Origin of the sequence: Kribbella sp. NPDC049584 (genome assembly GCF_040675555.1) — a bacterium.
Classification (GTDB): domain Bacteria; phylum Actinomycetota; class Actinomycetes; order Propionibacteriales; family Kribbellaceae; genus Kribbella.
In genome coordinates, this window is record NZ_JBFAPF010000004.1 from 429337 (window position 1) to 453370 (window position 24034).

Genomic DNA, 24034 nt, shown 5'->3' on the forward strand with positions numbered 1-24034 from the left:
ATGCGGCGCCGCATCCTCCTGCTCTCCGTGGGCATGACCACGTTGGTCGTGCTCGCGTTCGCCGTACCGCTGGTGATTCTGCTCCGTACGACGACGGCCAGCGAGGCGAAGGACAAGGCGTTGTACCGGGCCGAGACCGTCGCGTACTACGTCGGCGACAGGGAGCACACGGCCGACGACATCACGGCGTACATCGACGGCTTGAGGGACGGCCCGGGCAACATCTCGGTGCGGATGCCGGACGGTACGACGCTGGGCGACCCGCCGCCGGGCGGAGTGCCGACGCCGAAGTCGCTACCGGACGACTACAACGACGACGACGGCGACGGCAAGGGACCGCCGAAGCTGGGCGACGCGGACTATCGCGATCTGAACGGCGGGATGGCTGTCGACGTCGCCGTCGACACTCCTGCCGGGCCCGCGTCGGTGTGTCTTTATCTGACCGCGGAGGAGCTCTACGAGGGACTGGTCCCACGGCTGCTGATCCTCATCGGCGCGAGTCTGCTGGTGTTGCTGCTCAGCATCGTCGGCGCGGAGTTGGTGTCGCGGCGGTTGGCGCGGCCGCTGGAGGAGACGGCGAGTACGGCGGAACGCCTGGCTGCCGGCGACATGGAAGCGCGCGCTCCGACGACCGGTCCGGCCGAGGTGGCGAAGGTGGGGGCCGCGCTGAACGGTCTCGCGGACCGGATCGACGAGGTGATCGCCGTTGAACGGGAGGCCGTGGCCGATCTGTCGCATCGGTTGCGTACGCCGCTGACCGCGCTGCGGCTGCAGGTGGAGGCGCTCGCCGATCGTGAGAGTGCTGAGGAACTGAACACGCAGGTCACGAGTTTGGAGCGCACGCTGACCGCAGTCATCAGTGCCGCGCGGCGGCCGCAACGTGAAGGTCGCGTCCCGCACTGCGACGCTGTCGAGGTGACCCGCGCCCGAGCCGCCTTCTGGGAGCCACTCTTCGAGGACCAGGGCCGGGACCTGACGTTGGACCTACCAACGAATGCGGCGATGATCCGCTCGTCGTCCGAGGATCTGGCCGCGGCTCTCGACGCCCTAGTGGAGAACGTCGTCGCGCACACCCCCGATGGCACTCCGACGCACATCACGTTGACTCGCGCTGCCTCTCATATCCACATCACTGTCGCCGACGAGGGCCCCGGGATCCCTTTGGGCGCAGGCGAACGCGGCCGCTCCGACCGAGGCTCCACCGGCCTCGGACTGGACATAGCCCGCCGCTACGCCGAAGCAACCGGCGGCCACCTCACCATCCGCCGCAACCAGGTAGAACTGACCCTCGCGGCCACCTAGATCTTCGAGGGGTGCGTGGCCAGCGGAGTTACCTGGAGCTTCATGTAGGGGAACAGCGGCAGGCTCGACAGGATGTCGTGGAGTTCGTCGTTCGAGGGGACGTCGAAGATGCTGATGTTGGCGTACTCGCCGACGATCCGCCACAGCCCGGGCCAGACGCCCGCCTTCTGCAGTTCGATCGCGCGGTCTCGTTCCCGTCCGAGCAGCTCAGCGCGTACGGCCGGGTCCAGGTCGGGTGGGAGCTGGACGTCCATGCGGACGTGGAAGAACATCAGGTCTCCTTGGTCAGGTGGGGCCGGCGGAGGGCGGTTACTGCGTCAGGGTTCAGTTCTACGCCGAGACCGGGTCCGTCGGGGAGTTGCAGGGCGCCGTCGACGTACGACAGCGGCGTACGCAGGATCTCCTCGATGAACAGCAGCGGGCCGAAGAGTTCACTGCCCCAGGTCACGCCGGGGGCCGCGCAGGCGAGCTGAAGAGAAGCTGCGGTGCCGATGCCGGTTTCGATCGAGGTGCCGCCGTGGCAGGGGATCCCGGCTGCGGCAGCGATTCCGACGATGTCGCGGGAGCGACGGAGGCCGCCCAGCTTCGTGGTTTTGATCGACCAGATATCAGCGGCTCGGAGCGAGACCAGGCGGAGCGCGTCGACAGGTGTTCGCAGCGACTCGTCGGCCATCACCGGGATGGGAAGCAGGCTGTTCAACTCGGCCAGTGCTTCGACCTGTTCGCCCGGCACCGGTTGTTCGACCAGCTCGACTCCGGCAGCGGCCAGGCGGGGGAGATAGGTCCGTGCGGTGAGGAAATCCCAGCGGGCGTTCAGATCCACGCGGACTCCGGCTGTGCCGGTCAGCTTCTCCGCGATCGCGCACACCCGGCGGGTGTCCTCGTCCGGAGGCAACGCGCCCATCTTCAGCTTGAACGTGCGATGCCCGGCGCGCAGTTTCGTCAATGCCTCCTCGACCACGACCTCCTCGGGCTCGGCGCCCAGCGCCCAGGTCACGTCAACCGACGTGCGTGCGAGACCACCGAGCAGCACATGCATGGGTACGCCGAGGGACCGCGCCCACGCGTCGTGCAGCGCGACCTCGACGGCGCACTTGGCGTAGAGGTTGGCGCCGATCCGATCCGAGATGTCGGACCACAGTCCCGCGATGTCGGCGACGGAGCGGCCGGGCAGCAGCGGAGCGACGTACGTGTCGAGGGTGACCTTCATCGACTCGACCGACTCGCCGCCCCACCACGGGCCGCCCGGGACCACGCCCTCGCCCACACCCACGACACCGTCGCGGGTGTGGACGAAGGCCAGCAGGACCGGCTGGGCGGTCATCGCGACGCGGGCGAACCGGTGCGGCCGCCGGAGGGGTACGTCGATGATCACCGTCTCCAGCCGGTCGATGGTGAGATCCATCAGCCCTGCTCGAGCTCGAAGTCGTAGGACACCCGCCGTACGCCGCTGCCGTCGTCGACCGGGTCGAGGATCAGCTCGGGCTTGGTTGCCTCGGCGACGTCGGAGTCGAGCCACTTGCCGCCGGCGAAGTACAGCTGGGTCGTCACAGTCCGGTGCCCGGATGCCCGGACCATCAGGTGCAGGTGGGCCGGCCGCCACGGATGCCACCCGGCCGCTTGGATCAGCTTGCCGGTCGGCCCGTCGGTCGGGATCTGGTACGGCGCGGGCTGCACCGTGCGGATCTCGAACTTGCCCTCGGCATCGGTCGTCACCACGCCGCGCAGATTGCCGAGCGGGATGTCCGGCGCGAACCCCGAGTAGTAGCCGTCGGCATCGGCATGCCAGATGTCCACCTCGGCGCCGGCCAGCGGGGAACCGTCCACGTCTCGCACCTGCCCTGACAGCACCAGCGGCTCGCCCTGCTCGCCGGCCCGGTGCGGCAACTCACATGACGACGGCAACCGCACCTGGTCCGGCAGGTAGTACGGGCCGAGAATCGATCCTTTCGTGCCGTGCTGCTGATCGGCCGCGACCTCCTCGACGACGTGCTCGACGAACACGTCCATGAACAGCGGCCACTCGCCGACCTCGCCTACCTCCATCAGCCAGGCCTTGGCGGCCTGGAACTCGGGATAGGTGACGGCATGCGAGCGGATCGCCGCGTGCACGCCTTGGAGCACAGCCGTCACGACCGCGCTGACTCGTTCCGGCGAAGCCTCCGCGCCGGATCGCGCGGCGGACTTGAAGCTGGAGCTCGCGTTGGCGCCGGAGCCCGCGGCGGTGGGTGAGTCCTGCACAGTTGTCATCATGCGCTCCTTCAGCGGTTCCGGATCCGGCTGACGTCGGTCGGGTTGATCAGGTCGGGGACGGTCCAGCCATCCAGGTCGTACTCCGCGAGCATGGTCTCGGCGAACCCCTTCATCGCGGCGGTCTCGCCCTGGGCCTCGGCGGCGAACAGGATCTCGGCCTTCACGTTCTCGTGGTTCCCCGAGTAGTTCCGCTCGTACAGTTCGTGCCGTCCGCCGAACTCGGTGCCGACCGAATCCCACAGCGCCTTCATCAGCTTGGTCCGCTCGACCGCGTCGTACCCGTTGGATCCGCGCACGAAGCGATCGAGGTACGGCCGGACTTCCGGCGTCTTGAAGTCGATCGCGTTCGAGTTGAGGTAAATGAGGCCGGAGGCAACATCCTGCTGGATGATCTCCTTCACCCGGGGGTAGCCGGTGATCATGAACTGCCGGTAGATCAGGCCGTAGTCGAGCTTCGGCAGGACGGTCCCGTTCGGTCCCGGGTCCGGGTTCAGCGCCATCGCGTCGGCCATGCAGCGGAACAGGTTGCGCCAGCCGATCACCTCGCCGACCCGGGTCTGGACACCGCGGAAGTCCTTGCTGCCCGTGCATTCGAGGGCCTTGAGCAACAGTCCGGCGATGAAGTCGAGCTTCACCGACAGCCGGATGCAGCCGTGGAAGGTGAACCGCGGGATGAACCCGGACTGCGGGAAGAAGCCGTTGATCTTGTCGACATCGCCGTACAGGAAGATGTTCTCCCACGGCACCAGCACCTTGTCGAAGACGAAGATCGTGTCGTTCTCGTCCATCCGGCTGGACAGCGGGTAGTCGAACGGGCTGCCCATCACGTCGGCCTGCATGGTGTACGACGGCCGGCAGATGAGCTTCACACCAGGAGCGCTCATCGGGACCGTGCAGATCAGCGCGTACTCCTTCTTCTTGATCGGCAGCCCGTAGTGCGCGATGAAGTTGTAGTTGGTGATCGCCGAACCGGTCGCCACCACCTTCGCGCCGGACACGATCACGCCGGCGTCGGTCTCCTTCTCGACCCGCATGAAGATGTCACCGGCCTCGTCCGGCGGCAGGTTGCGGTCGACCGGCGGGTTGATGATCGCGTGGTTCCAGTACAGGACCTTCTCCTGCGACTCCTTGTACCAGCGCTTCGCGTTCTCCTCGTACGGCGCGTAGAAGTCGGTGTTGCCGCCGAGCGTGCCGAGGAAGCTGGCCTTGTAGTCGGGGCTGCGACCCATCCAGCCCCACGTCTGCCGGGCCCAGTGCTCGATCGCGCGGCGGGAGCTCTGCAGGTCCTCGACGCTGTGCGGCGTACGGAAGAAGGCGTGTGTGTAGCCGCCGTTGCCGGTATCGGTCGGGACGGTGATCTCGTCCTTGGTGGCGGGATCGTGCAAGGCGTCGTACAGCCGGGCGGTCATCCGGGCCGGGTTGCGGAACGCCGGGTGCTCGGTGACGTCCTTGACGCGTTCGCCGTAGATCCAGATCTCGCGGTCGTCGCGGATCGAGTCCAGGTACTCCGCTCCCGTCATCGGGCGCTTGGTCGTGGTCTGCGGCTCGACAGTCGTAGTCATGGAAAGTCCTTTCAGGCAAGGGCAAGCGGGGTGAAGACGGCCGCGGCGTCGAACCAGCCGCGCTCGGGGCAGTCCAGCGATCCCGACCAATGGGTCTCGACCGGACCGAGGTTGCGGAACCGGCCGCCGTGGAACAGCAGCGGGTCCCGGGCGGTGATCTCGACCGCGGCCACCTCACCGATCACGATCAGGTGGTCGCCGCCGTCGTAGGTCCGCCACGGCCGGCACGAGATCGTCGTGGCCGCGCCTTCGAGCAGCGGAGCGAGGGGACCGTCGACCCAGCCGGGCGCGCGGCCTGGCGATTGGATGGGACGCCCGGCGAAGTGCCAGGCGACGTCGAGCTGGTCGTCGGCGAGCACGTTGATCGCGAACGGCCGGCCAGCCAGGTACTGGCACGCCTTCGACGTGCGGCCGAGCGTGACCTGCGCGAGCGCGGGCTCGAGCGAGACGGCGGTGAAGGCGTTCACGGTCGCGCCGTGCGGCCGGCCTTCCTCGCTGGTGCAGGTCACCACGGTCACGCCGGTGGCGAACTGGCCGAACGCGTTCCGGAGTTCTCGCGAGTCCATCTGCGTCACCTCTTTCAGCTGTACGCTCTGCGTACATTGAGTACGCTTGGCGTACGACAAGACCTTGGAGCTCTCGGCGTCGACTGTCAAGGGCTCAACAACTTTTCGTGGAAGGATGGCCCGCATGGTTGGGGAGGGGAGCGAGCGCGATTACGTGCAGAGCATCGAGCGCGGGTTCGCCGTACTGCTCGCGTTCGACGCCGACCGGCCGAGCCCGACGCTGGCCGAGGTCGCGACGGCGACCGGGCTCTCACGCCCCGCCGTACGCCGGATCCTGCTGACCCTGCAGAAGCTGGGGTACGTCGCCGCTGTCGGGAGCCGCTGGACACTGACGCCTCGGGTCCTGACGATCGGGCAGCACTACGCCGCGACCCACACCTTCGTGGAGACCGCGCAACCGCATCTGCTCCGGCTGGCGGAGGAGACGCAGGAGTCGGCCTCGCTCGCGCAACTCGACGGGACCGACGTCGTGTACGTCGCCCGTGTCCAGGTCCGCCGGATCATGGCGGTCTCCGTCGACGTGGGGAGCCGGGTCCCGGCGTACGCGACCTCGATGGGACGGGTGCTGACCGCGTGGGCGGACGCATCCGTCGTCGACGCCGTCATCGAGGGTGGCCTCAAGCGGTTGGCGCAGCGCACGATCACCGATCCGACGACCTTCCGCGATGCGCTGCACCAGGTGCGGCAGGACGGGTACGCCGTGGTCGAGTCCGAGCTTGAGGACGGGCTCTTGTCCGCCGCTGTCCCGGTCCGTACGCCGGATGGCGCCGTACTCGCAGCCCTTGCGTACTCGACGACCGTCGGGCGGATGACCTCGGCCGCGATCGTCGAGAGGGTCATCCCGCTGATGCAGGAGACCGCGAGGGCGATCGCCGAGGATCTCCGCCTGCTGGGTGGTACGCGCCGCCTCGACGCCCAGGCTCGCGACGGCTTCTACTGAACCAGACCGGCCAGCACGGCGATCGCGCGTTGCAGGTGCGGCGCCTCGTCGCCGGCCCTTGTCGCTGCCGCTAGCTCGACCGTCGCCTGCCCGCTGAGTGCCCGATAGGCGACGCCCGGGACCATCAGCTCCGCCACCGGCTCCGGCACCACCGCGATCCCGAGGCCGGCCGCCACGAAGGTCACCAAGGTCGACGTCTCCGCGACCTCGTGCCGAACCCGCGGCTCGAATCCGGCCGCCCGGCAGCGCGCGAGCACGGTGTCGTGCATCACCGACCGCCCACCGCCGGCGTGGATCACGAAGTCCTCGTCGGCCAGCTCTTTGAGCCGCACCCGCCGTCGCGCAGCCAGGCGGTGTCCGTCCGGCACGGCCACGATCAGCCGGTCGGCCCGCAGCACCTCGACCCGCAGCGAATCGTCCTCGACCGGCGGCCGGAGCAGGCCGAGGTCGATCCGTCCGTCCACCAGCGCGCGGGCCTGGTCCGGGGCGAGCATCTCGCCCTGCACCGCAACCTCGACGTCCGGAAGCTCCTCCCGCAGCGTCCGCACCAATTGCGGCAGCAGACTGTACGTCGCGGAGCCCACGCATCCGATCGTCAGGCGTCCCTGCAGTCCGGCGGCGACCCGCTGCGCTTCACCGGCCGCCGACGACACCGCCCTGATGATCTGCCGGGCTCGGACCAGGTAGGCCTCACCGGCGGGCGTGAGCTCGACTCGCCGCGTCGTACGGCGGAGGAGTTGCAGGCCGAGCTCGCTCTCCAGCTGCCGGATCTGCTGCGACAGCGGCGGCTGGGCCATGTGCAGGCGGGCCGCCGCGCGACCGAAGTGCCGCTCCTCGGCGACGGCGACGAAGTACCTCAGGTGACGCAGCTCCACGATTCATACTCTCAGAGTCTTGATCGAGCGTAAATGAGTATTTCTCCATATCGGTCCTCACGGCCTACCGTCGAGGGCATGAGCGATGTGGTGATCTGCGAACCGATCCGTACGCCGGTGGGCCGCTTCGGCGGGGCACTGTCCACGCTGTCGGCCGCCGATCTCGCCACCGCCGCGCTCACGGAGCTGGTACGGCGTACCGGTCTGGGTGAAGGTGATGTCGACGACGTCGTCCTGGGCCAGTGCTACCCGAACGGTGAAGCTCCGGCGATCGGCCGCATCGCCGCGCTCGACGCCGGGCTCGGGGTTTCGGTGCCGGGCGTGCAGATCGACCGCCGGTGTGGCTCGGGTCTGCAGGCGGTCTTGTACGCCGCCGGGATGGTCGCGACCGGCGCGGCCCGCGTGGTCGTTGCCGGTGGCACCGAATCGATGTCACAGGTCGAGCACTACGCGCTCGGTCTGCGCACCGGCGTCCGCGGCAACGTCGAGCTGAACGACAGGTTGATCCGCGCCCGCGAAACCGCCGGCGGCAAGTACCACCCGGTCCCGGGCGGAATGCTTGAGACCGCGGAGAACTTGCGCCGGCAGTACGGCATCAGCCGCCAGGAACAGGACGAGTTCGCCCTCCGCTCCCACCAGCGCGCGGTGGCCGCGCAAACGGAGGGCCGCTTCACGGATGAGATTGTAGGGCTCGAGGTTGCAGGTCGCCGCGGGGAGACAACCCTGGTCTCCGTCGACGAGCATCCGCGGGCTGACAGCTCTCTCGAGGGACTTGCGGCTCTTCGCCCGGTGATGCTGAAGGGCGACCCCGATGCCACGGTCACCGCCGGCAACGCGAGCGGGCAGAACGACGGGGCTGCGGTCTGCGTCGTCACCACCCGGGACGAGGCCGAGCGCCGCGGCCTCCGCCCGCTGGTCGCCCTGCGCTCCTGGGCCGTCGCCGGCGTAGGACCCGAGGTGATGGGCATCGGCCCGGTCCCCGCCACCGCCGCAGCCCTCGCCCGCGCCGACCTCACGCTCGACGACCTGGACCTGATCGAACTCAACGAAGCCTTCGCCGCCCAGGTCCTCGCCTGCGTGCGCGAATGGAAGCTCGACCCGACCGACGACCGTCTCAACCCCAACGGCTCGGGTATCTCCCTCGGCCACCCGCTGGGCGCCACCGGCGCCCGCATCCTCGCCACGCTCTCCCACGAACTCCACCGCCGCAACGGCCGCTACGCCCTGGAAACCATCTGCATCGGCGGCGGGCAAGGCATCGCCGCAGTCTTCGAGGCCGTCAGATGACGGTGGCTCATCTCGTCAGCGGCCGATCCGATGCCCCGGTCCTCGTACTCGCGAATTCACTCGGCTCAACGTGGGAAATGTGGGACGCGAACCTCGCGGACCTGGAGCAGCACTTCCGCGTCGTCCGCTTCGACACCCGCGGCCACGGGCGGTCCCCGGTGCCGCCCGGCCCGTACACGATCGACGACCTCGCCGACGACGTCGTCGGGCTGCTGGACGACCTTGCTGTCGAGCGCGCCCACTTCGTCGGACTCTCGCTCGGCGGCATGACCGGCCTGCGGTTGGCCGCACGCAACCCGTCCCGCATCGACCACCTCGTCGTACTCTGCACCGGGGCTCGCCTCGATCCGTTGAGCGGCTGGACCGATCGGGCCGAGCTCGTCCGCGCTAAGGGTGCCGCTGCCGTGGCGGAGGTCGTCGTACGACGGTGGTTCACGCCGGGCTGGCTGGCCGAACATCCCGAGGTCCGGGCTGCTTGCGAAGAGATGGTTGCCTCGACATCGGCCGACGGGTATGCCGCGTGTTGCGAGGCGATCGCCACCATGGATTTGATCGAGGATCTCCCCGCCATCACCGCGCCGACGCTCGCGATCGCGGGCGGGGATGATCCGGCGACCCCGCCGTGGCAGCTCGAGCGGATCGCCACGTCAGTTGCCCATGGCAAGCTTCTCGTCGTACCGGATGCCGCTCATCTGGCTGCCGCCGAACGACCCGACGTGGTGACGCCGGCCGTCATCGCGCACCTCCAGGAGGACCAGGCATGAGTGTGGACAAGGTCTTCGCGACACCGGCCGACGCGGTCGCCGACATCCCGGACGAGACCAGTCTGGCGGTCGGTGGATTCGGTTTGGCCGGCATCCCGTGGTTCCTCATCGGGGCGCTGCTCGAGCAGGGCGCGCGGGACCTCACAGTGGTGTCGAACAACTGCGGTGTCGACGGCGCGGGGCTCGGACTGCTGCTGGAACAAGGGCGGATCAGTCGGGTGATCGCGTCGTACGTCGGGGAGAACAAGGAGTTCGCGCGCCAGTACCTTGCGGGGGAGCTGACGGTCGAGCTGACTCCACAAGGCACGCTCGCCGAGCGGCTGCGGGCGGGCGGTTCGGGGATCGGGGCGTTCTTCACTCCGACCGGCGTGGGGACGCTGGTGTCGGAGGGCGGGTTGCCGTGGCGGTATGCACCGGACGGCACCGTTGCGGTCGCGTCTCCGGCCAAGGAGGTTCGCATGATCCAGGGCCGGGAGATGGTGCTCGAGGAGGCGATCGTCACCGACGTCGCGCTGGTCCGCGCCGCGGTCGCCGATCGCGCCGGGAACTGCGTGTTCCACGCCGCCGCGCGCAACTTCAACCCGGTCGCCGCGATGGCCGGCCGCCTGACGATCGTCGAGGCCGAGCAGGTCGTCGAGGTCGGAGCGCTTGATCCGGACGCGATTCATTTGCCCGGTGTCTTCGTCCAACGCGTCGTACCGCTCACTCCTGAGCAGGCCGAGACGAAGAGCATCGAGAAGCGCACGACCCGCCCGCGACCGGAGGCCTGAGATGTCTTGGACCCGAGACGAGATGGCTGCCCGCGCTGCCGCGGAGCTGAACGACGGCGAGTACGTGAACCTCGGCATCGGCCTGCCGACGCTCGTCCCCAACCATCTGCCGGCCGGCTCGTCCGTCACCCTGCAGGCGGAGAACGGGGTCCTGGGCGTCGGTCCGTTCCCGTACGACGACGAGGTCGACCCGGACCTGATCGACGCGGGCAAGCAGACGATCACCGTCGTACCGGGAGCGTCGTACTTCGACTCGTCCACCAGCTTCGCCATGATCCGCGGCGGGCATGTGGACGTCGCGATCCTGGGCGGAATGCAGGTCTCCGCGGCCGGTGATCTGGCCAACTGGATGGTGCCCGGCGCCGTCGTGAAGGGCATGGGCGGCGCGATGGACCTCGTCTCCGGCGCCCGCCGCGTCGTCGTCCTGATGGAACACCTCACCCGCAAAGGCGCCCCCAAACTCCTCACCTCCTGCACCCTCCCACTCACCGGCCGCCACGTCGTCAACCGAGTCATCACCAACCTGGCCGTCCTGGACATCGCCCACGACACCTTCCACCTCACCGAACTAGCCCCCGGCGTAACCCGCACCGACGTAGAACAAGCCACCGCAGCACCCGTCGTGTAGTACTGCAAGCGCGCCGAACTGGTGCACTATCGGGCAGGAAATCACCTGGGCGGTGGAGCGGGGTGATTTGCATCTAGCGGCAATATATGCACTATTGCTCCCTTTCCTCGGCTATAGTCGGCGCGATCTCGAGATGATCGGGACCACACTGGAGGGGGAACTCCTTATGAAGTTGCAGCGTTTTGCGCTCGCGCTGGCCGGGATCGGCCTGCTGGGCGCGTCTGTCTCGTCGGTTCCGGCCTTCGCCGGAAAGACCGACCCGAAGCCTCATTTCTCTGACAAGGTCGCCCATCCGGGGGCCGTGAAGACACTGGCCGCCGGTGGCCCGTGCATCAACTACGTCGGCGTGCCGACCGCCGCGGGCACGATGCAGGAGATCGACGTGACGCCGGGCACGCACCCGTCCGCGGTGTCGTGGGAGCCGTTCAACTACGTCTCCACCCGCGCGAACGCGACCTGGTACGGCGCGGTGAACGCTGCCGGCACGCAGTACTATTACTACGGCCTGATGCTGCAGGGCGCGAGCCTGTACCGCCAGACGACGTACCTGCCGGACGAGAAGCCGCCGGTCCCGACGTTCAAGAAGGTCGGCACGGGCTGGACCAACTTCAAGTCCATCGCCACCTCCAACTACAGCGTCGCGAACCCGCGGCACGCCTACCTGTACGGCCTGAACACCAACAACAGCCTGTACCGCTACCAGATCGTCGGCGCGGGCTTCAAGGCGCTCGGCCCCATCCCGGGCTTCCGTGGCTTCAAGACGATGACGGTGGTCAGCGAGTCCGCGACGTACGACACGCTGCTGATGACCACCACCGCCGGTGCGCTCTGGACAGCGCACATCCCGATCGCGGCCGGCGCGAAGCCGGTGATGAAACTGATCCGCTCTTCGGGCTTCGCTGACTACGAGTCGCTGGTCGCCCAGGGCTGCGGCACCCGCAACGGCACCCTGGTGACCGCCGTCGACAACGCCACGCAGACCGCCACCCAGTACGCGTTCAGCAAGTTCAACGGCGCTGCGACCGCCATGACGAACTACGGCAAGGTCCCGGGGGCTGTCTTCAACGGCGTGGACCACGTCTCGCTCACCACGCACTACGACCAGCTGGTCGGCGAGTAGTAGTTCCATCAGCGAGCGAGGCCCCAGCACTGCGTGTTTGCTGGGGCCTCGATGCGCCACGGGGGTGGGGTGGTCGGGTAGACGCGGGTGCTGAGCACACGGCCCGCGCTGGTGAAGGCCTCGACGACTGAACCGTCCAGGAAGATCCGCACCGCGGGACGGCCAGACGACGGATCGAAGGCGTCGGTCGCGACCATTCGCCCGCCGTGGGCATGCGGGGCGAGGCTGGCGTGGCTGCGGTCGATCGTGATCGTGGTGTCGGTCAGTTCGATGTGCAGGCGTTCCTGCTCCCCGAAGTGCAGGGTGACGTCTCCAACCCCTTCCGGTACGACGATCTCGCATTGGGCGCCGATCGCGGTGGGCGAAGCCGAGCCCGATCGAAGGGTGTCCATCGTCGGCACCGGAGCACTCCGCAGCGACGAGTCCGCGCCCAGCCAGACCATGCGGGGGAGTGAGATCACCCCGGCCCAGCCGTCGTTCCAGCCCGGTCGGTCGCGTCCTTCGGGTAGCCAGCCGAACAACAGCGGACCGAACCGGCTCTCGCGCAACGCTGACGCCGCGTAGAAGTTGGTGCCGTGATCCACCCGCTGCGGAGCCGGTGGTACGTCGACATCGAATGACAACACCTCGCCCGGGCCGCCCTCGGGCGACCACGAAGCAATCACGGCGATCCGCCGTCCGTCGATCGTGAGCACCTGCGGACATTCCCACGCGGACCCGGTGTCCTCCCCGTCCGACTGCGTACGAGGGAGCTCGGCGAGCGGATCGACGGCCGTCCACTCCGACAGGTCCGGCGACCGATACAGCGCCATGCTCGCACCGCGGTCGACGTACCCCGCGCCGACGACCATCCACCAGGTCCCGTTCTCCTTCCAGACAAAGGGATCCCGGAACATGACCGCCTCGTCCGGATCCGGGACGACTTGGTGCGCCGGCCCGAACGACGCGCCGCCGTCGTCCGAGACGGCCGTGAGAACGGACTGGTACGGGCTACCCTCCACCCGGCCCGAGTAGAAGGCACGGATCCGCCCGTCATCCAGCACGGTATTTCCGGACCAGCAGCCGTCGGTGTCCGGCCCGCCCGGCTGCGGCGCCATCGCGGGCCGGTGCAGCGTCCAGCGCACGTAGTCGGGCGAGGTGGCATGCCCCCATTCGACTGGGGCCTGCAGGTCGAGAGTCGGCCGCGACTGGAAATACAGGTGTACGTCGCTGCCGTGCTCGATCGGCCCGTTGGGGTCGTTGAGGTATCCGCTGGGCGGCCGGACGTGGTACGCGGGGCGGAGGTGTGCCACCGTCCCGGTCGACCGGTGTCCAGAATTGATCTGAGGTTGGGTCTGGGTCACCGTGAAGCTCCTGCCGTGATGCCTGCGATGAAGTACCGCTGGGCGAAGATGAACAGCACTACGCTCGGCAGGATCGCCAGCACGACGCCGGCCAGCACCACCGAGATCGAACCCGTGCCGAGGTTTCCCTGCAGGCCGACCAGGCCCAGCGGCAGCGTGAAGTTGTCCTGGGTCTGCAGGAAGATCAGCGGCCGGTAGAACTCCGCCCAGAAACCGGAGAAGTTCAGGATCGCGAGGGTGGCGATCGCCGGGCCGGCCATCTTGGCGTAGATCATCAGGAACGTCTGGAAATGCCCGGCGCCGTCGATCCGTGCGGCCTCACCCAGCTCGCGAGGCATCTGCATGAAGTACTGGCGCATCAGGAACGTGCCGAACGCACTGCCCAGCGCCGAGACCACCAGCGACAACGGGCTGTCCGACAGGCCGAGGTACCGGATGATCACGAACACCGGGATGATGATCGTCTGCAGCGGCACCATCATCGTGGCCAGGAAGATCCCGAAGATCACCGAGCGGCCGGGGAAGCTGACCATCGCGAACGCGTAGCCAGACAGCGTGCAGGTGATGGTCTGGCCGACCACGATCAGCCCGGTCACGATCACGCTGTTGAAGAAGAACCGGCCGATCGGGATCTTGTCGAACACCGCGCTGTAGTTGGAGAAGTCCGGGTGCAGCGGGATCCACTGCGGCGGGTTGCTGAACGCCTCGGCCGGTGTCCGCAGCGAGGTCGTGATCGTCCAGAGAAGCGGGCCAAGAGCAACCATTGCGGCGAGGACCAGGACGACGATGCCGGTGATCCGGCCGATCCGCGCGAGGGTTCCGGTGGAGTATGTCATTGGTAGAACACCAACTTCCGTGCGGCCAGGAACTGCAACCCGGTGATGATCAGGATCGCCACCAGCAGCACGATCGCGATCGCCGAGCCGTAGCCGAACTGCAGGTTCTGGAAGCCCTTCTGGTACATGGAGATCGTGACTGTGGTGGTCGCCGAACCCGGGCCGCCCTTGGTCATGATGTACGGCTGGTCGAACAGCTGCATCGCGTTGATCAAGGCAACGACCGCGGCGAACAGGATGGTCGGGCTGATCAGCGGGACCTTGATCCGGAACAGCGTTCGGAACGGGCCGGCCCCGTCGATCTGCGCGGCCTCGAGGACATCGGTCGGTACCGACATCAACGAGGCGACGAACAGCACGAACGTGAATCCGACCTGCTGCCACACCGCGATCAGCACGATCGTCGCGGCCGCTCCGAAACCACTGGTCAGCCACGGTATGTTCGGGATGCCGAGCAGTCCGAGGTAGTAGTTCACGACGCCGAACTTGTAGTCGAACAGGTAGCCCATGAAGATCGACACGGCGGCCGTCGACGCGAGCAGCGGCAGGTAGAACGCAGTACGGAAGAGGGTTCGGATCCAGACCAGCTTGCGTTGGTTGACGAGGACTGCCAGCGCCAGACCGAGGGTCAGCTGGAGTACGACGATGGCGAGCGCCATGCCCAGCGTCACGCCGAACGACTTGAGCACCGGACCGTCGGTGAACAGCCGCTGGTAGTTCTCCACCCCGACGAACTGCGGGCTCGAGATGACGTCCCAGGAGAAGAACGACAACCCCAGCGACGCGACGATCGGGATCGCGGTGAAGACCGCGACGAACAGACACGACAGCCCGATCATCGCGAAGCCGAACGGAGCCTCCCGATGCGACGACGGGTGCCGGCGGCGCTTGGTGAGGGCAGCCGGCACGTCAGCGGTGGCGGCGGACATCAGCTCGCCCCCGCTGCCTTCTCGAGGTCGGACTGCAATCCGTCCAGGGCAGCCTTCGCGTCGCCGGACGAGATCGCCTGCGTCGTGCGCTGGTTGAGGGCGGTCGCGAGTGCGTTGTAGTACGGCGGGGCCGGGATCGGCGCCGTCTCCGGGTGCTTGGTCAGCGTGTCGTAGAAGACCGACCAGTGCTTCGGTCCCGTCTTCGCGTAGCGCGCGGCCGTCACCAGGGACTTGCGGCCGGGCGTGGTCACGTTGCCCGGGAAGACCAGGTCGAACGTGTCCGGCTTGACCAGTAGCTTCAGAACCTCCCAGGCGAGATCCTTCTTCTTCGACGACTTGAAGATCGCGTATCCGCCGGCGCCGAACAGGTGCCGCTGGCTCTTCCACTTCGGGAACAGCTGTACGTCGAAGCTCCCGTTCTTCATCCCGGCGTTGGTCAACCCGCCGGCCCAGAACCCGCCGCCGATCGACATGCCGATCCGGTTCGAGGCGAACAGGCCCTGGAGCGTGCCGCCCCCGCCGACGTCTGGTGACGGCGACAGGCCCTTCTTGGTCAGCTCGATCATGTAGTTCAGGGCCTCGACGGTGCCCTCGGAGTTCGCGGTCGGCGCGCCCCATTTCCAGCCACCCTTGCGGCCCGCGGCGGCCGGATCACCGGCGTACGCCTTGTTCCACAGCCAGTCGCCGCCGTCGTACTTGCCCTCTTCGAGCAGGTTCGCGTTGTTGGCGTACATGAACGACGTCCAGCTGCCCCACAGGCGGACCACCCAGCCGAAGGCGTTGATGCCCTTGAACTTGGCGATCTTCGTCGCCGCGGCCTCGAAGTCGTCGAGGGTCCAGTTCTCGCTCGGCGGTACGACGCCGGCCCGCTGGAACAGCTCGGTGCTGTAGAACATGTTCCCGGCGTTGAAGCTGTCCGGCAGCTCCCACAGGTGGCCCTGGTACATCATCGACTCGACCAGCGCGGGGTGGATGTCGGCGAAGTACTCCTTCAGCGCGGACAGATCCTTGGTGACGTAGTCGTCGAGCGGGATCGCGAGCTCCTTGGACGCCATCAGCTGCAGGCCCTCGGTCGCGACGCTGATGATGTCGGGCGGGGTCCCGGCCGCGATCTGGGTCAGGACCTTCGCGAGGAAGTCGTTCCAGTCGGTGCCGTTGATGGCCGAGATCTCGAACTTGATGCTCGGGTCGAGCTTGGAGATCTGCGGCTGCAACCGGTTCTGCAGCTGGGTCGCCGCCGCCTGCTCTCCGAAGTACAGCATCTTCAGTGACTTCGACGACGAGCCGCCGCCGCTGTTGCCGCAGGCGGCCAGGTCGGCCAGCGCTGCGAGCCCGAGTCCACCGGCCGCCCCGGCCTTCAGCACGGTGCGGCGGGCGATCGGGCCACCGGGGGGATGGATGCCTGTCATGGGGTTCCTCCTTGGCCGCTCGGGTAGCCCGGCGAGCCACCCAATACGTATTGACTCGGGACGGTAGCAGCGGTGTACGGTGGGACGCAATACGTATTGGGTCTAACTGTGATAGAAAATTGGCTGCGGCCACACGGCCGCTCACCGTTAAGGGGGACCATGGCGAAGCAGCCGGCCGGCGGCCCGAAGCGCGTCACGATGACCGATGTCGCCCGGCGCGCCGGGGTGTCCCAGCCCACCGTGTCGTTCGTGCTCAACGATCGCCGCGACGTCGCGGTGGCCGAGGAGACGCGGCGGCGCGTGCTGGAGGCCGCGGCCGAGCTCGATTTCGTGCCGAACCGGGCGGCCCAGCTGCTGCGGTCGAACAAGTCGTTCACGGTGGGCGTCGTGACCAGCGGCATCGTCTCCCAGCCGTACGCCGGTCTGATCGTGCTCGGTCTCCAGCAGGTGGTCCAGCCTGCCGGCTACGTCTGCATGGTCGTCGACACGACCGGCGATCCGGGCGAGGGCGACGATGCGGTCGCCAGCCTGGTGGGCCAGGGGGTCGCCGCGATCGTGTACGCATCACTCTCGCCGAAGCCGCTCCATCGCAGTCCGCGACTCGACGGGATCCGGACGATCTTCGTCAACTGCTGGCCGGAGGAGGGCAAGGCCGACACCGTCCTGCTGGCCGACGAGTACGCCGGTGGTCGCGCCGCTGCGGCCTCGGTGTTCGAGCGCGGGCATCGCGAGGTGGCGTTCCTCGGCGGCATGCGCAACGACTACGCCTGCAAGGAGCGTCGGCGCGGGTTCGACGACGCCGCCCGCGCGGCCGGTCTCCGTCCCGCCGACCTCGTGCATCGGTACGGCAACTACCAGATCGGGTCGGGCTACGACCTGGCGACCGAGGTCGTGACCGAGCACGGGTCGACCGCTCTGGTCTGCGGCAACGACCGGATGGCGATCGGGGCGCTGCTTGCCCTGCATGCGCTCGGGCTGGACTGCCCGAAGGACGTCAGCATCGTCGGCTTCGATGATCAGCCCGATGTCGCCGACCAGGTGCGTCCGGGGTTGACCACGGCGGCGTTGCCGCACCTGATGCTCGGCCGTCGCGCCGGCGAACTCGTGCTCGGCTCGCCGGAGGACGCACCCGAACGGATCGTCGTCGACTGTGAACTGATCGAACGCGACTCGGTCGCCGCGCCGCCGAGGCGTCGTCGATGAGCGGGTACGTCGGTGACGTCATTCCGTTCAGCTATGACGGCCGGATCTGGTTGTTCTACTTGCTCGACGAGCGATTGGATGAGCCGACTGGCATGCCGTGGGCGCTCGTGTCCACGACCGACTTCGTCGAGTACGTCGACCATGGCGTCGTACTGCCTGCCGGCGACCGCGACGCCGTCGACTTCGACTGCTACACGGGCAGCGTGATCGCGGACGGCTCGCAGTTGCATCTGTTCTACACGGGCCACAATCCGCGGCGCGGGGATGCCGATGGCTCGTTCCAGGTGGTCTGCCATGCCGTCAGCGAGGGCGACCCGACGCGCTGGACCAAGCTGCCTGACCTCACGTTCGGCGCGCCCGATGGTTACGTTCCGCAGGACTGGCGAGATCCCTTTGTTTACAGGGTGGCGCCGGATCAGCCATGGCAGATGGTCCTCGCCGCCCGGTACGCCGACCGACCCGACCGTCGATGCGGTGTCGTTGCCCGCCTGACGTCGACCGACCTGGAGCAATGGACTCTGGCGCGACCGCTGTGGGAGCCGCACCGCTACATCACCCAGGAATGTCCCGACGTCTTCCAGTGGGGCGACTGGTGGTACCTGGTGTACTCCGAATTCAGCGACGCCTTCCAGACCCGCTACCGCATCTCCCGCGACCCGGACGGCCCCTGGCTTGCCCCCGCCCGCGACACCGTCGACGGTCGAGCGTTCTACGCAGCCAAGTCCGTCGAACACAACGACCGCCGCTTCTTCATAGGCTGGATCCCCACAAAACAGGACGGTGCATGGCAGTGGGCCGGCGACCTCGCCGTACTCGAAGCCCATCAGGAGGACGACGGCACGCTCGCGTTCACACTGCCTGAAGAGCTCCGCGCGTCGTACGCCGACGTACAGCAGGTCTCGTTGAAGCCGGTCGACGGCGCGGCCACCGAGCCGGGCCAAGGTGCGATCGACCGGTACGCCGCCTGGATGGCCGACCCGATCCCGGCCGACTGTCTCGTCGAGCTGACGGTAGATGTTGCCCCAGGCACCCAATCTCTAGGTCTGCTGCTGCACGCCTCGGCCGACGGCGAGCAGGCCACCGTCATCCGCCTGGAACCCCAGCAGAACCGGGTCGTCCTTGACACCTGGCCCCGAGGCCGCACAGGTCCCGCCCAGTGGCAGGTCGACGGCGACATCCCGCACGCTGTCGATCTCGAACGTCCGTGTCCGCTCCCGCCCGGTCGCCACACTCTTCAAGTCCTGCTCCGGGGCACCACCGGACAGGCCATCCTCGACAACCGCGTCGCCCTGTCCTTCCGCTGCGACGACCCCGGCCCGCGCCACGTCGGCTTCTTCGTCACCGATGGCAGTGCCGAGGTCGTCAGTTTCATCGCCAACAGCTGAGGTATCACCGTCCGCCGACCTGCGGTCCGAGATAGAGAGCATCTTTGTCGACCGCAGGAGGCACCGTGAATACCGAAGAACCCAGGCGGGGTGACGACCGGCCGGAGGGCCTGTGGAGCCGGCTGGGGACGTTCGGCCAGATCCTGACCGCGGTGATCGGCCTGGTGAGCGCTCTGGTGCCGGTGTTGGTGGCAACCGACGCGTTCGATGCCGGCGGCGCCAGCAAGATCATCCAGGTCAGCCCGACCCAGCCGCCGACCCAGCCGGCGACCCAGCCGGCGACGCAGCCGTCCAGCTCGAGTATCGAGACTCCGCCGAGCTCGACGCCGTCGTCGACGCCGGTTGCCCAGGACGTCGCCCTCACCCTGTCCGACCAGCTCACCGAGGGTGCGCTGGAGGAGCGGATCGACGTCGTACTCGAGGGATCGAAGGTCGCCTCGCTGTACGCGAGCGTCGACGACCCGATCGTGACCCAGCAGGTGACGGCGACGTCGGCCGGGAACTACGACTACGTGCTGGACGGGACGATTGCCTGGCTGGACGCCGACGGCGTACGTCAGGAGGCGGACGCCACCGGACACGGCAGCGTGTACGTCGACGACGGAATGCGGCTCGATGTCTACGTGCACGTCGAGGGCGACGGCGTGATGAGCCTGTCGCTCCGGTCCGCCACGCGGTCGTGACGCGGGTCCTCAGTCGACGCGGGTCGAGGTCAGTCCGACGCCTCCGTTCGAGCTCCGGTGCAGCGCCGTACGGTCACCGTGGTCGATGATGGTGAGGTCTCCGCTCATCCCGTCGACCACGACGCGACGGCCGCAGCCGTCAAGACACTCGAAAAGCAAGCCGGCCGGGCTCACCGTGCAGTCCATCCGATGTGTTCTGGCCATCCTTCATCACAGCACCGCTCACCCACACGCGCAATCGCATCCGGTCCGGCGGGGTTCCTGCGGCGTACCGCACACCTGGTCGGGTAACAACACCGGTCCGACTCCTGGGACAGCCTGGCTGCGGGCGAACCGCAGGAGTGCGTCGGCCGCTTGAGGTGCGTTCTCGCCGGTCGCAGACATCCGCGCCGCGATCATCCCGGCCACCAACGGGGCCGAGAACGACGTCCCGCTCCAGTTGCACAGACCGTCGAAGTGCCGGATCTGCTGCGGGTGCTCGTGGATGGTCCTGTACTCGCCGACCACGAAGGCATTGACGAGATCCACGCCGGGTGCGTACACGTCGACCCAGCCGCCGTAGTTGGAGAAGTCGGCCCGATAGGTCGCGTTCGCCGACAGGGCACCGACCCCGACCACCCACGAGTACGCCGCCGGGTACGTCGGGAGCCGGCTCGTGTCGTTGCCGGCCGGGGCGACGACGACCACGTTCACGTGCCGCAGATACTCGTCGTAGAAGGCGCTGAAGGTGAGCATCGGCAGATGCAGCCGGGTGATCCCGTCGAACTCGCAGACGATGACGTCCGCACCGCCGTCCATCACCTCGATCATCCGCCGGATGATCTCGTCCTCGTACGCCAGCCCCGCGAGCTCCTCCGCCCGCTTCACCTGGACGGCCGCGTGCGGCGCGACGGACCGTACGCATCCGGCGACGAAGGTCCCGTGACCGGCGTACGGCTCGATGAACTTGTTGGCGTCGTACGGGTTCTCGGGATCGCCGGAGACACCCGCCATCCACGGCCACATCTTCGGCGCCTCCTGGAACAGACCGTCGTCCACGACGCCCACCACGACACCATCACCATCCCAACCGTGGGTGCCGCAGCAGATCCCGTCACTCACCGGCGGCACCGGACTGAACGACTTGGAGGCGATGACGGCAGGCTCGGTCGCCGGGCAGGGGTGACCGCTGTTGGGACACAGCGAGAGGCCGTGGACCGGAGTCGCCGTTCCGACTCCGTGCAACTCGTCCAACTGTTCGAGGATCTCCGGCGTCGAGAAGTCGTCGCCGGACCACTCCAGCTTGACGACGCCGGCGATCACCGGCACGTGACCGACCTCGGCCCGCTGAGCGCTCTCGTCGCCTTGCGAGAGGATCCCGCGCAGCGTCTCCCGGACCTGCTCGGCGTCAGCCGTGCGGACCAGGATGCTGTTGCGGCGGTAGAAGTACTCGACGCGCCCGTCTTCGCGCCAGCTCGGCGGGTAGGCGGCGGCTCGATCGTCCCGTTCCAGGATCAGGTCGACGGCTTCCTCGAGGCGTTGTTGTTCTGACATGTTGCACCCTCCCTTGCCATGGAAATTGCGGTACTACGATCGGACTTGTCCGCGTTTGGGAGGGCGGGTGCTGCGATGGACGCCGACGACTTGCATGCGCTTGCTTTGTCGCGGCCCACCGAGGCCCTGCGGATCGCTCACGAGGTGCTGGCAGGGACGCCGTCCGACGCCGAGGCCGCGGCGGCCCACCACGCCGCAGGTCTCGTCCATCGCGATTTCGGCGACATCCGCGAGGCGGTCGCGGAGCTGAGGGCGGCGTACCGATCGATTCGCAGGACGACCGATCGCGACCGCGAGGACGAGATTCTCGCGACGCTCGGCGTGGCTCTGGTGATGGGTGGTCAGACCGAGCGCGGGCTGGCCGCGCTCGACGCCGTCGTACCCGGCCGGACCGGAGTGCTCGCCGGCCGGTTGCTGATCCGGCGTTCCTGGGTCCTCGGAGCGCTGCTCGGGCGGTACGCCGAGGCCCTCGCGGATGCTGAACAGGCGGTCGAGTCCCTGGCCGACACCGGGGACCTGATCTGGGAGGCGCGCGCGTTCCAGATGCGGGCAATGGTGCTGCTCGCGATGGGCGTGATCGATCGCGCCGACAATGACTTCGCCCGCAGCGAGGAGCTGTTCGCGAAGTCCGGCCAGGAGGTCGAGTACGCCGACGCGCGACAGGCTCGCGGTGCCGCAGCGTTCGCCCGCGGGGACCTGCCGACCGCCATGCAGCTCTTGGACGACGCGCAGCAACTCGTCGAGCGGCTCGGCGTGCTGGAGCCCGATCTGTACGCCAACAAGTGCTTGATGCTGCTGGCGGCCGGCCTGACACACGAAGCCCTCGTCGAGATCAACAGTGCGCTGGAACGGATCGAGGCGCAGCGTGGCTCGTCGGCCCGGCACGCGGAGCTGTTGCTGTGCGCCGGTTTGGCGGCGCACGCGGCCGGCGCGTTCGACTTGGCCGAACGCCGCAACCGCGATGCGATCAGGCTGTTCCGTCGGCAGCAGCGTCCTTGGTGGGCGGCACGAGCAGAGCTCGCGTTGCTGCAGACCCGCTTTGCGAATGGCGGCCGGACGGCGCCGCTGCTTCGCGCCGGCCAACGCATCAGCGCGCTGCTCGACGAGCTCGATCGGGATCTCGCCGCGGAGGCACACCTGTTGACCGGCCGGATCGCACTCGCACGCAACGACAGCGCCGAAGCGGTACGCCATCTGAGCATCGCGGCCAGGGCACGCAAGCGTGGCCTGCGAACGCGCGGTGCCGGCTGGCTCGCCCAAGCACTGCTGCATCAGGACAGCGGCCGGTCGCGCGGCATGCTCGGCGCGTGCCGCCAGGGCCTGAGCCTCATCGAGATCTACGTGCGGACTCTGGGCGCGACCGAACTGCGCGCACTCGCCACAGCTCAGGGCGCGGAACTCGCAGCCATGGCACTTCGGTACGCCGTCGAGCACGGCAGCGGTCGCCAAGTGCTCGAGTGGAGCGAGCGTTGGCGCGCAACGGTGCTGGCGATACCACCGGTGCGGCCGCCAGCTGATGACGGACTCGTCGCGGATCTCGCCGCACTGCGCGATCTCACTCAGCGGATGGAGTCGAGCCACGATCGCGGGCCGGGCACCAGTCACCAGCATCGCGAACGCGAGCGGCTCGAGTCCGCCGTACGACGGCGGGTTCTGCTGACGCCGGGGCAACTCGACGTACGGCGCGAGCGGCTTCGGATCACCGAGCTGCTCGAACAGCTCGGTGACCGGACGCTGGTGGAACTTGTCGACCTCGAGGACCAGCTGTACGCCGTGGTGGCTTCGCACCGGCAGGTCCGCCTGCGGCCGATCGGTCCGACCTCGGTGGCCACTCATGCCCTCTCGCATGCCTTGTTCGCCCTCCGCCGCGAGAACGCCCGGCGCGGCCGGCACGAGCTCCTGCTCGACCCGATCGGGGCGCGGCTCGAATCGGCTCTGCTGGGCGACACGTTGCAGCGCCTCGACGACGGACCGGTCGTCGTCGTACCGACCGGCCGGTTGCATGCGGTTCCTTGGAGTCTTCTGCCCTCGTTGCGAACCCGTCCGACGTCGGTGGTCCCGTCAGCCGCCGCGTGGGTACGCGCGATGCGGGCGAAGCCTCCTGGCACGGACAGAGTCGTACTGGTCGGCGGACCGCACCTGACGGCCGGCCGGGACGAAGTACGACGGCTTGCCGAGCTGTACCCGGATGCTGTCGTGCTCGCGGACGGCAGCGCGACGGCGGACGCCGTACTGGAGGCGATCGACGGGGCATCGCTGGTGCATGTGGCGGCGCACGGCACGTTCCGCGCGGACAGCCCGCTGTTCTCCGCGATCGAGCTGGATGACGGCCCACTCACGGTGTACGACTTCGAACGCTTGAAGCGAGCGCCGCACCGCATGGTGCTGTCCAGTTGCAGCTCGGCGCTCGGTGGACCGAGCGGTGCCGACGAGCTCGTGGGTCTGGTCAGCGCGTTGGTGGCGCTCGGATCGGCCGGAGTCGTCGCGAGCGTCGTACCTGTGTCCGACCCTGCGACCGTTCCGCTGATGCTGCGCCTGCACGAACAGCTGCGCGCCGGCGACGGGCTCGCGGAAGCGCTCGCTCGGACCCATGATTCGGACGACGCGACCGCCCGGTCCTTCATCGCTCTCGGCGCGTGAGGGCCG

The 24034-nt window shown here is 68.2% G+C and carries 23 protein-coding genes; 11 read left to right on the forward strand and 12 right to left on the reverse strand.

Features of this window, described 5'->3' with window-relative positions:
- Positions 1-33: 33 nt before the first annotated feature.
- On the forward strand, positions 34-1302 hold the full coding sequence (locus AB0J62_RS18320; RefSeq protein WP_363871701.1) for a HAMP domain-containing sensor histidine kinase: 1269 nt from the start codon (positions 34-36) through the stop codon (positions 1300-1302).
- Here the strand turns inward: AB0J62_RS18320 and catC are convergent.
- From catC to AB0J62_RS18345, 5 genes are read right to left on the reverse strand one after another with little or no spacing between them, the layout of a single operon-like run.
- Positions 1299-1574, reverse strand: a complete 276-nt coding sequence (catC, locus tag AB0J62_RS18325) for a muconolactone Delta-isomerase (protein ID WP_363871705.1) — start codon at positions 1572-1574, stop codon at positions 1299-1301. The two genes, AB0J62_RS18320 and catC, sit on opposite strands and share 4 nt — an antisense overlap.
- Entirely contained in the window at positions 1574-2707 is a 1134-nt protein-coding gene (locus AB0J62_RS18330; RefSeq protein ID WP_363871708.1) for a muconate/chloromuconate family cycloisomerase, read from the reverse strand. The genes catC and AB0J62_RS18330 overlap by 1 nt, the downstream gene beginning before the upstream one ends.
- Positions 2707-3552 (reverse strand): catechol 1,2-dioxygenase, encoded by an 846-nt coding sequence (catA, locus tag AB0J62_RS18335; RefSeq protein ID WP_363871711.1) that lies wholly within the window; start codon positions 3550-3552, stop codon positions 2707-2709. Before catA ends, AB0J62_RS18330 begins: the two co-directional genes overlap by 1 nt.
- 11 nt (positions 3553-3563) lie before the next feature.
- Positions 3564-5117 carry a 4-hydroxyphenylacetate 3-hydroxylase N-terminal domain-containing protein gene (locus AB0J62_RS18340; RefSeq protein WP_363871714.1) on the reverse strand — a complete coding sequence of 518 codons (1554 nt, stop codon included), beginning with the start codon at positions 5115-5117 and terminating at the stop codon, positions 3564-3566.
- Between the two features lie 11 nt (positions 5118-5128).
- Positions 5129-5683, reverse strand: a complete 555-nt coding sequence (locus AB0J62_RS18345; RefSeq protein ID WP_363871717.1) for a flavin reductase family protein — start codon at positions 5681-5683, stop codon at positions 5129-5131.
- A gap of 124 nt (positions 5684-5807) precedes the next feature.
- Here AB0J62_RS18345 and AB0J62_RS18350 point away from each other — a divergent pair, with 124 nt between their 5' ends.
- Complete coding sequence (locus AB0J62_RS18350; protein ID WP_363871720.1) at positions 5808-6623, forward strand: IclR family transcriptional regulator C-terminal domain-containing protein; 816 nt, start codon at positions 5808-5810, stop codon at positions 6621-6623.
- Here the strand turns inward: AB0J62_RS18350 and AB0J62_RS18355 are convergent.
- Entirely contained in the window at positions 6617-7498 is an 882-nt protein-coding gene (locus AB0J62_RS18355; RefSeq protein ID WP_363871723.1) for a LysR family transcriptional regulator, read from the reverse strand. The two genes, AB0J62_RS18350 and AB0J62_RS18355, sit on opposite strands and share 7 nt — an antisense overlap.
- 78 nt (positions 7499-7576) lie before the next feature.
- Between AB0J62_RS18355 and AB0J62_RS18360 the strand changes: the two genes are divergently transcribed.
- From AB0J62_RS18360 to AB0J62_RS18380, 5 genes are all read left to right on the forward strand, one after another.
- A complete protein-coding gene (locus AB0J62_RS18360; RefSeq protein WP_363871726.1) occupies positions 7577-8785 on the forward strand; it encodes an acetyl-CoA C-acetyltransferase in 1209 nt (402 codons plus the stop codon).
- Positions 8782-9549 carry a 3-oxoadipate enol-lactonase gene (pcaD, locus tag AB0J62_RS18365; protein ID WP_363871729.1) on the forward strand — a complete coding sequence of 256 codons (768 nt, stop codon included), beginning with the start codon at positions 8782-8784 and terminating at the stop codon, positions 9547-9549. The genes AB0J62_RS18360 and pcaD overlap by 4 nt, the downstream gene beginning before the upstream one ends.
- Positions 9546-10319 carry a CoA transferase subunit A gene (locus AB0J62_RS18370; RefSeq protein ID WP_363871732.1) on the forward strand — a complete coding sequence of 258 codons (774 nt, stop codon included), beginning with the start codon at positions 9546-9548 and terminating at the stop codon, positions 10317-10319. Before pcaD ends, AB0J62_RS18370 begins: the two co-directional genes overlap by 4 nt.
- A 1-nt stretch (position 10320) precedes the next feature.
- Complete coding sequence (locus tag AB0J62_RS18375) at positions 10321-10947, forward strand: 3-oxoacid CoA-transferase subunit B (RefSeq protein ID WP_363871735.1); 627 nt, start codon at positions 10321-10323, stop codon at positions 10945-10947.
- 166 nt (positions 10948-11113) lie between these two features.
- On the forward strand, positions 11114-12067 hold the full coding sequence (locus AB0J62_RS18380; protein ID WP_363871737.1) for a hypothetical protein: 954 nt from the start codon (positions 11114-11116) through the stop codon (positions 12065-12067).
- Between the two features lie 8 nt (positions 12068-12075).
- Here AB0J62_RS18380 and AB0J62_RS18385 read toward each other — a convergent pair whose 3' ends face one another.
- The 4 genes from AB0J62_RS18385 to AB0J62_RS18400 are packed head-to-tail and all read right to left on the reverse strand — an operon-like array spanning position 12076 to position 16584.
- Entirely contained in the window at positions 12076-13410 is a 1335-nt protein-coding gene (locus AB0J62_RS18385) for a glycoside hydrolase family 32 protein (RefSeq protein WP_363871739.1), read from the reverse strand.
- Positions 13407-14246 (reverse strand): carbohydrate ABC transporter permease, encoded by an 840-nt coding sequence (locus tag AB0J62_RS18390; protein WP_363871742.1) that lies wholly within the window; start codon positions 14244-14246, stop codon positions 13407-13409. The genes AB0J62_RS18385 and AB0J62_RS18390 overlap by 4 nt, the downstream gene beginning before the upstream one ends.
- Positions 14243-15175, reverse strand: coding sequence for a sugar ABC transporter permease (locus AB0J62_RS18395; protein ID WP_363871745.1), 933 nt, complete (start codon positions 15173-15175; stop codon positions 14243-14245). The genes AB0J62_RS18390 and AB0J62_RS18395 overlap by 4 nt, the downstream gene beginning before the upstream one ends.
- Positions 15175-16584, reverse strand: coding sequence for a sugar ABC transporter substrate-binding protein (locus tag AB0J62_RS18400; protein ID WP_363871748.1), 1410 nt, complete (start codon positions 16582-16584; stop codon positions 15175-15177). Before AB0J62_RS18400 ends, AB0J62_RS18395 begins: the two co-directional genes overlap by 1 nt.
- A gap of 159 nt (positions 16585-16743) precedes the next feature.
- Between AB0J62_RS18400 and AB0J62_RS18405 the strand changes: the two genes are divergently transcribed.
- The 3 genes from AB0J62_RS18405 to AB0J62_RS18415 all read left to right on the forward strand — a co-directional run bounded on the left by AB0J62_RS18405 (position 16744) and on the right by AB0J62_RS18415 (position 19855).
- The gene (locus tag AB0J62_RS18405; protein ID WP_363871752.1) at positions 16744-17787 is read left to right on the forward strand and encodes a LacI family DNA-binding transcriptional regulator; all 1044 of its coding nucleotides are present in this window, start codon (positions 16744-16746) and stop codon (positions 17785-17787) included.
- Positions 17784-19172: a glycoside hydrolase gene (locus tag AB0J62_RS18410; RefSeq protein WP_363871755.1), complete on the forward strand. Its 1389-nt coding sequence runs from the start codon at positions 17784-17786 to the stop codon at positions 19170-19172. Before AB0J62_RS18405 ends, AB0J62_RS18410 begins: the two co-directional genes overlap by 4 nt.
- A gap of 65 nt (positions 19173-19237) precedes the next feature.
- Positions 19238-19855 carry a hypothetical protein gene (locus tag AB0J62_RS18415; RefSeq protein WP_363871758.1) on the forward strand — a complete coding sequence of 206 codons (618 nt, stop codon included), beginning with the start codon at positions 19238-19240 and terminating at the stop codon, positions 19853-19855.
- A gap of 9 nt (positions 19856-19864) precedes the next feature.
- On the opposite strand, the gene AB0J62_RS18420 is transcribed toward AB0J62_RS18415, so the two are convergent.
- Positions 19865-20059, reverse strand: a complete 195-nt coding sequence (locus AB0J62_RS18420) for a hypothetical protein (RefSeq protein WP_363871761.1) — start codon at positions 20057-20059, stop codon at positions 19865-19867.
- An 18-nt stretch (positions 20060-20077) separates the two neighbouring features.
- On the reverse strand, positions 20078-21388 hold the full coding sequence (locus AB0J62_RS18425) for a S8/S53 family peptidase (RefSeq protein WP_363871764.1): 1311 nt from the start codon (positions 21386-21388) through the stop codon (positions 20078-20080).
- Between the two features lie 75 nt (positions 21389-21463).
- Between AB0J62_RS18425 and AB0J62_RS18430 the strand changes: the two genes are divergently transcribed.
- Entirely contained in the window at positions 21464-24028 is a 2565-nt protein-coding gene (locus tag AB0J62_RS18430; protein ID WP_363871767.1) for a CHAT domain-containing tetratricopeptide repeat protein, read from the forward strand.
- Positions 24029-24034 lie beyond the last annotated feature (6 nt).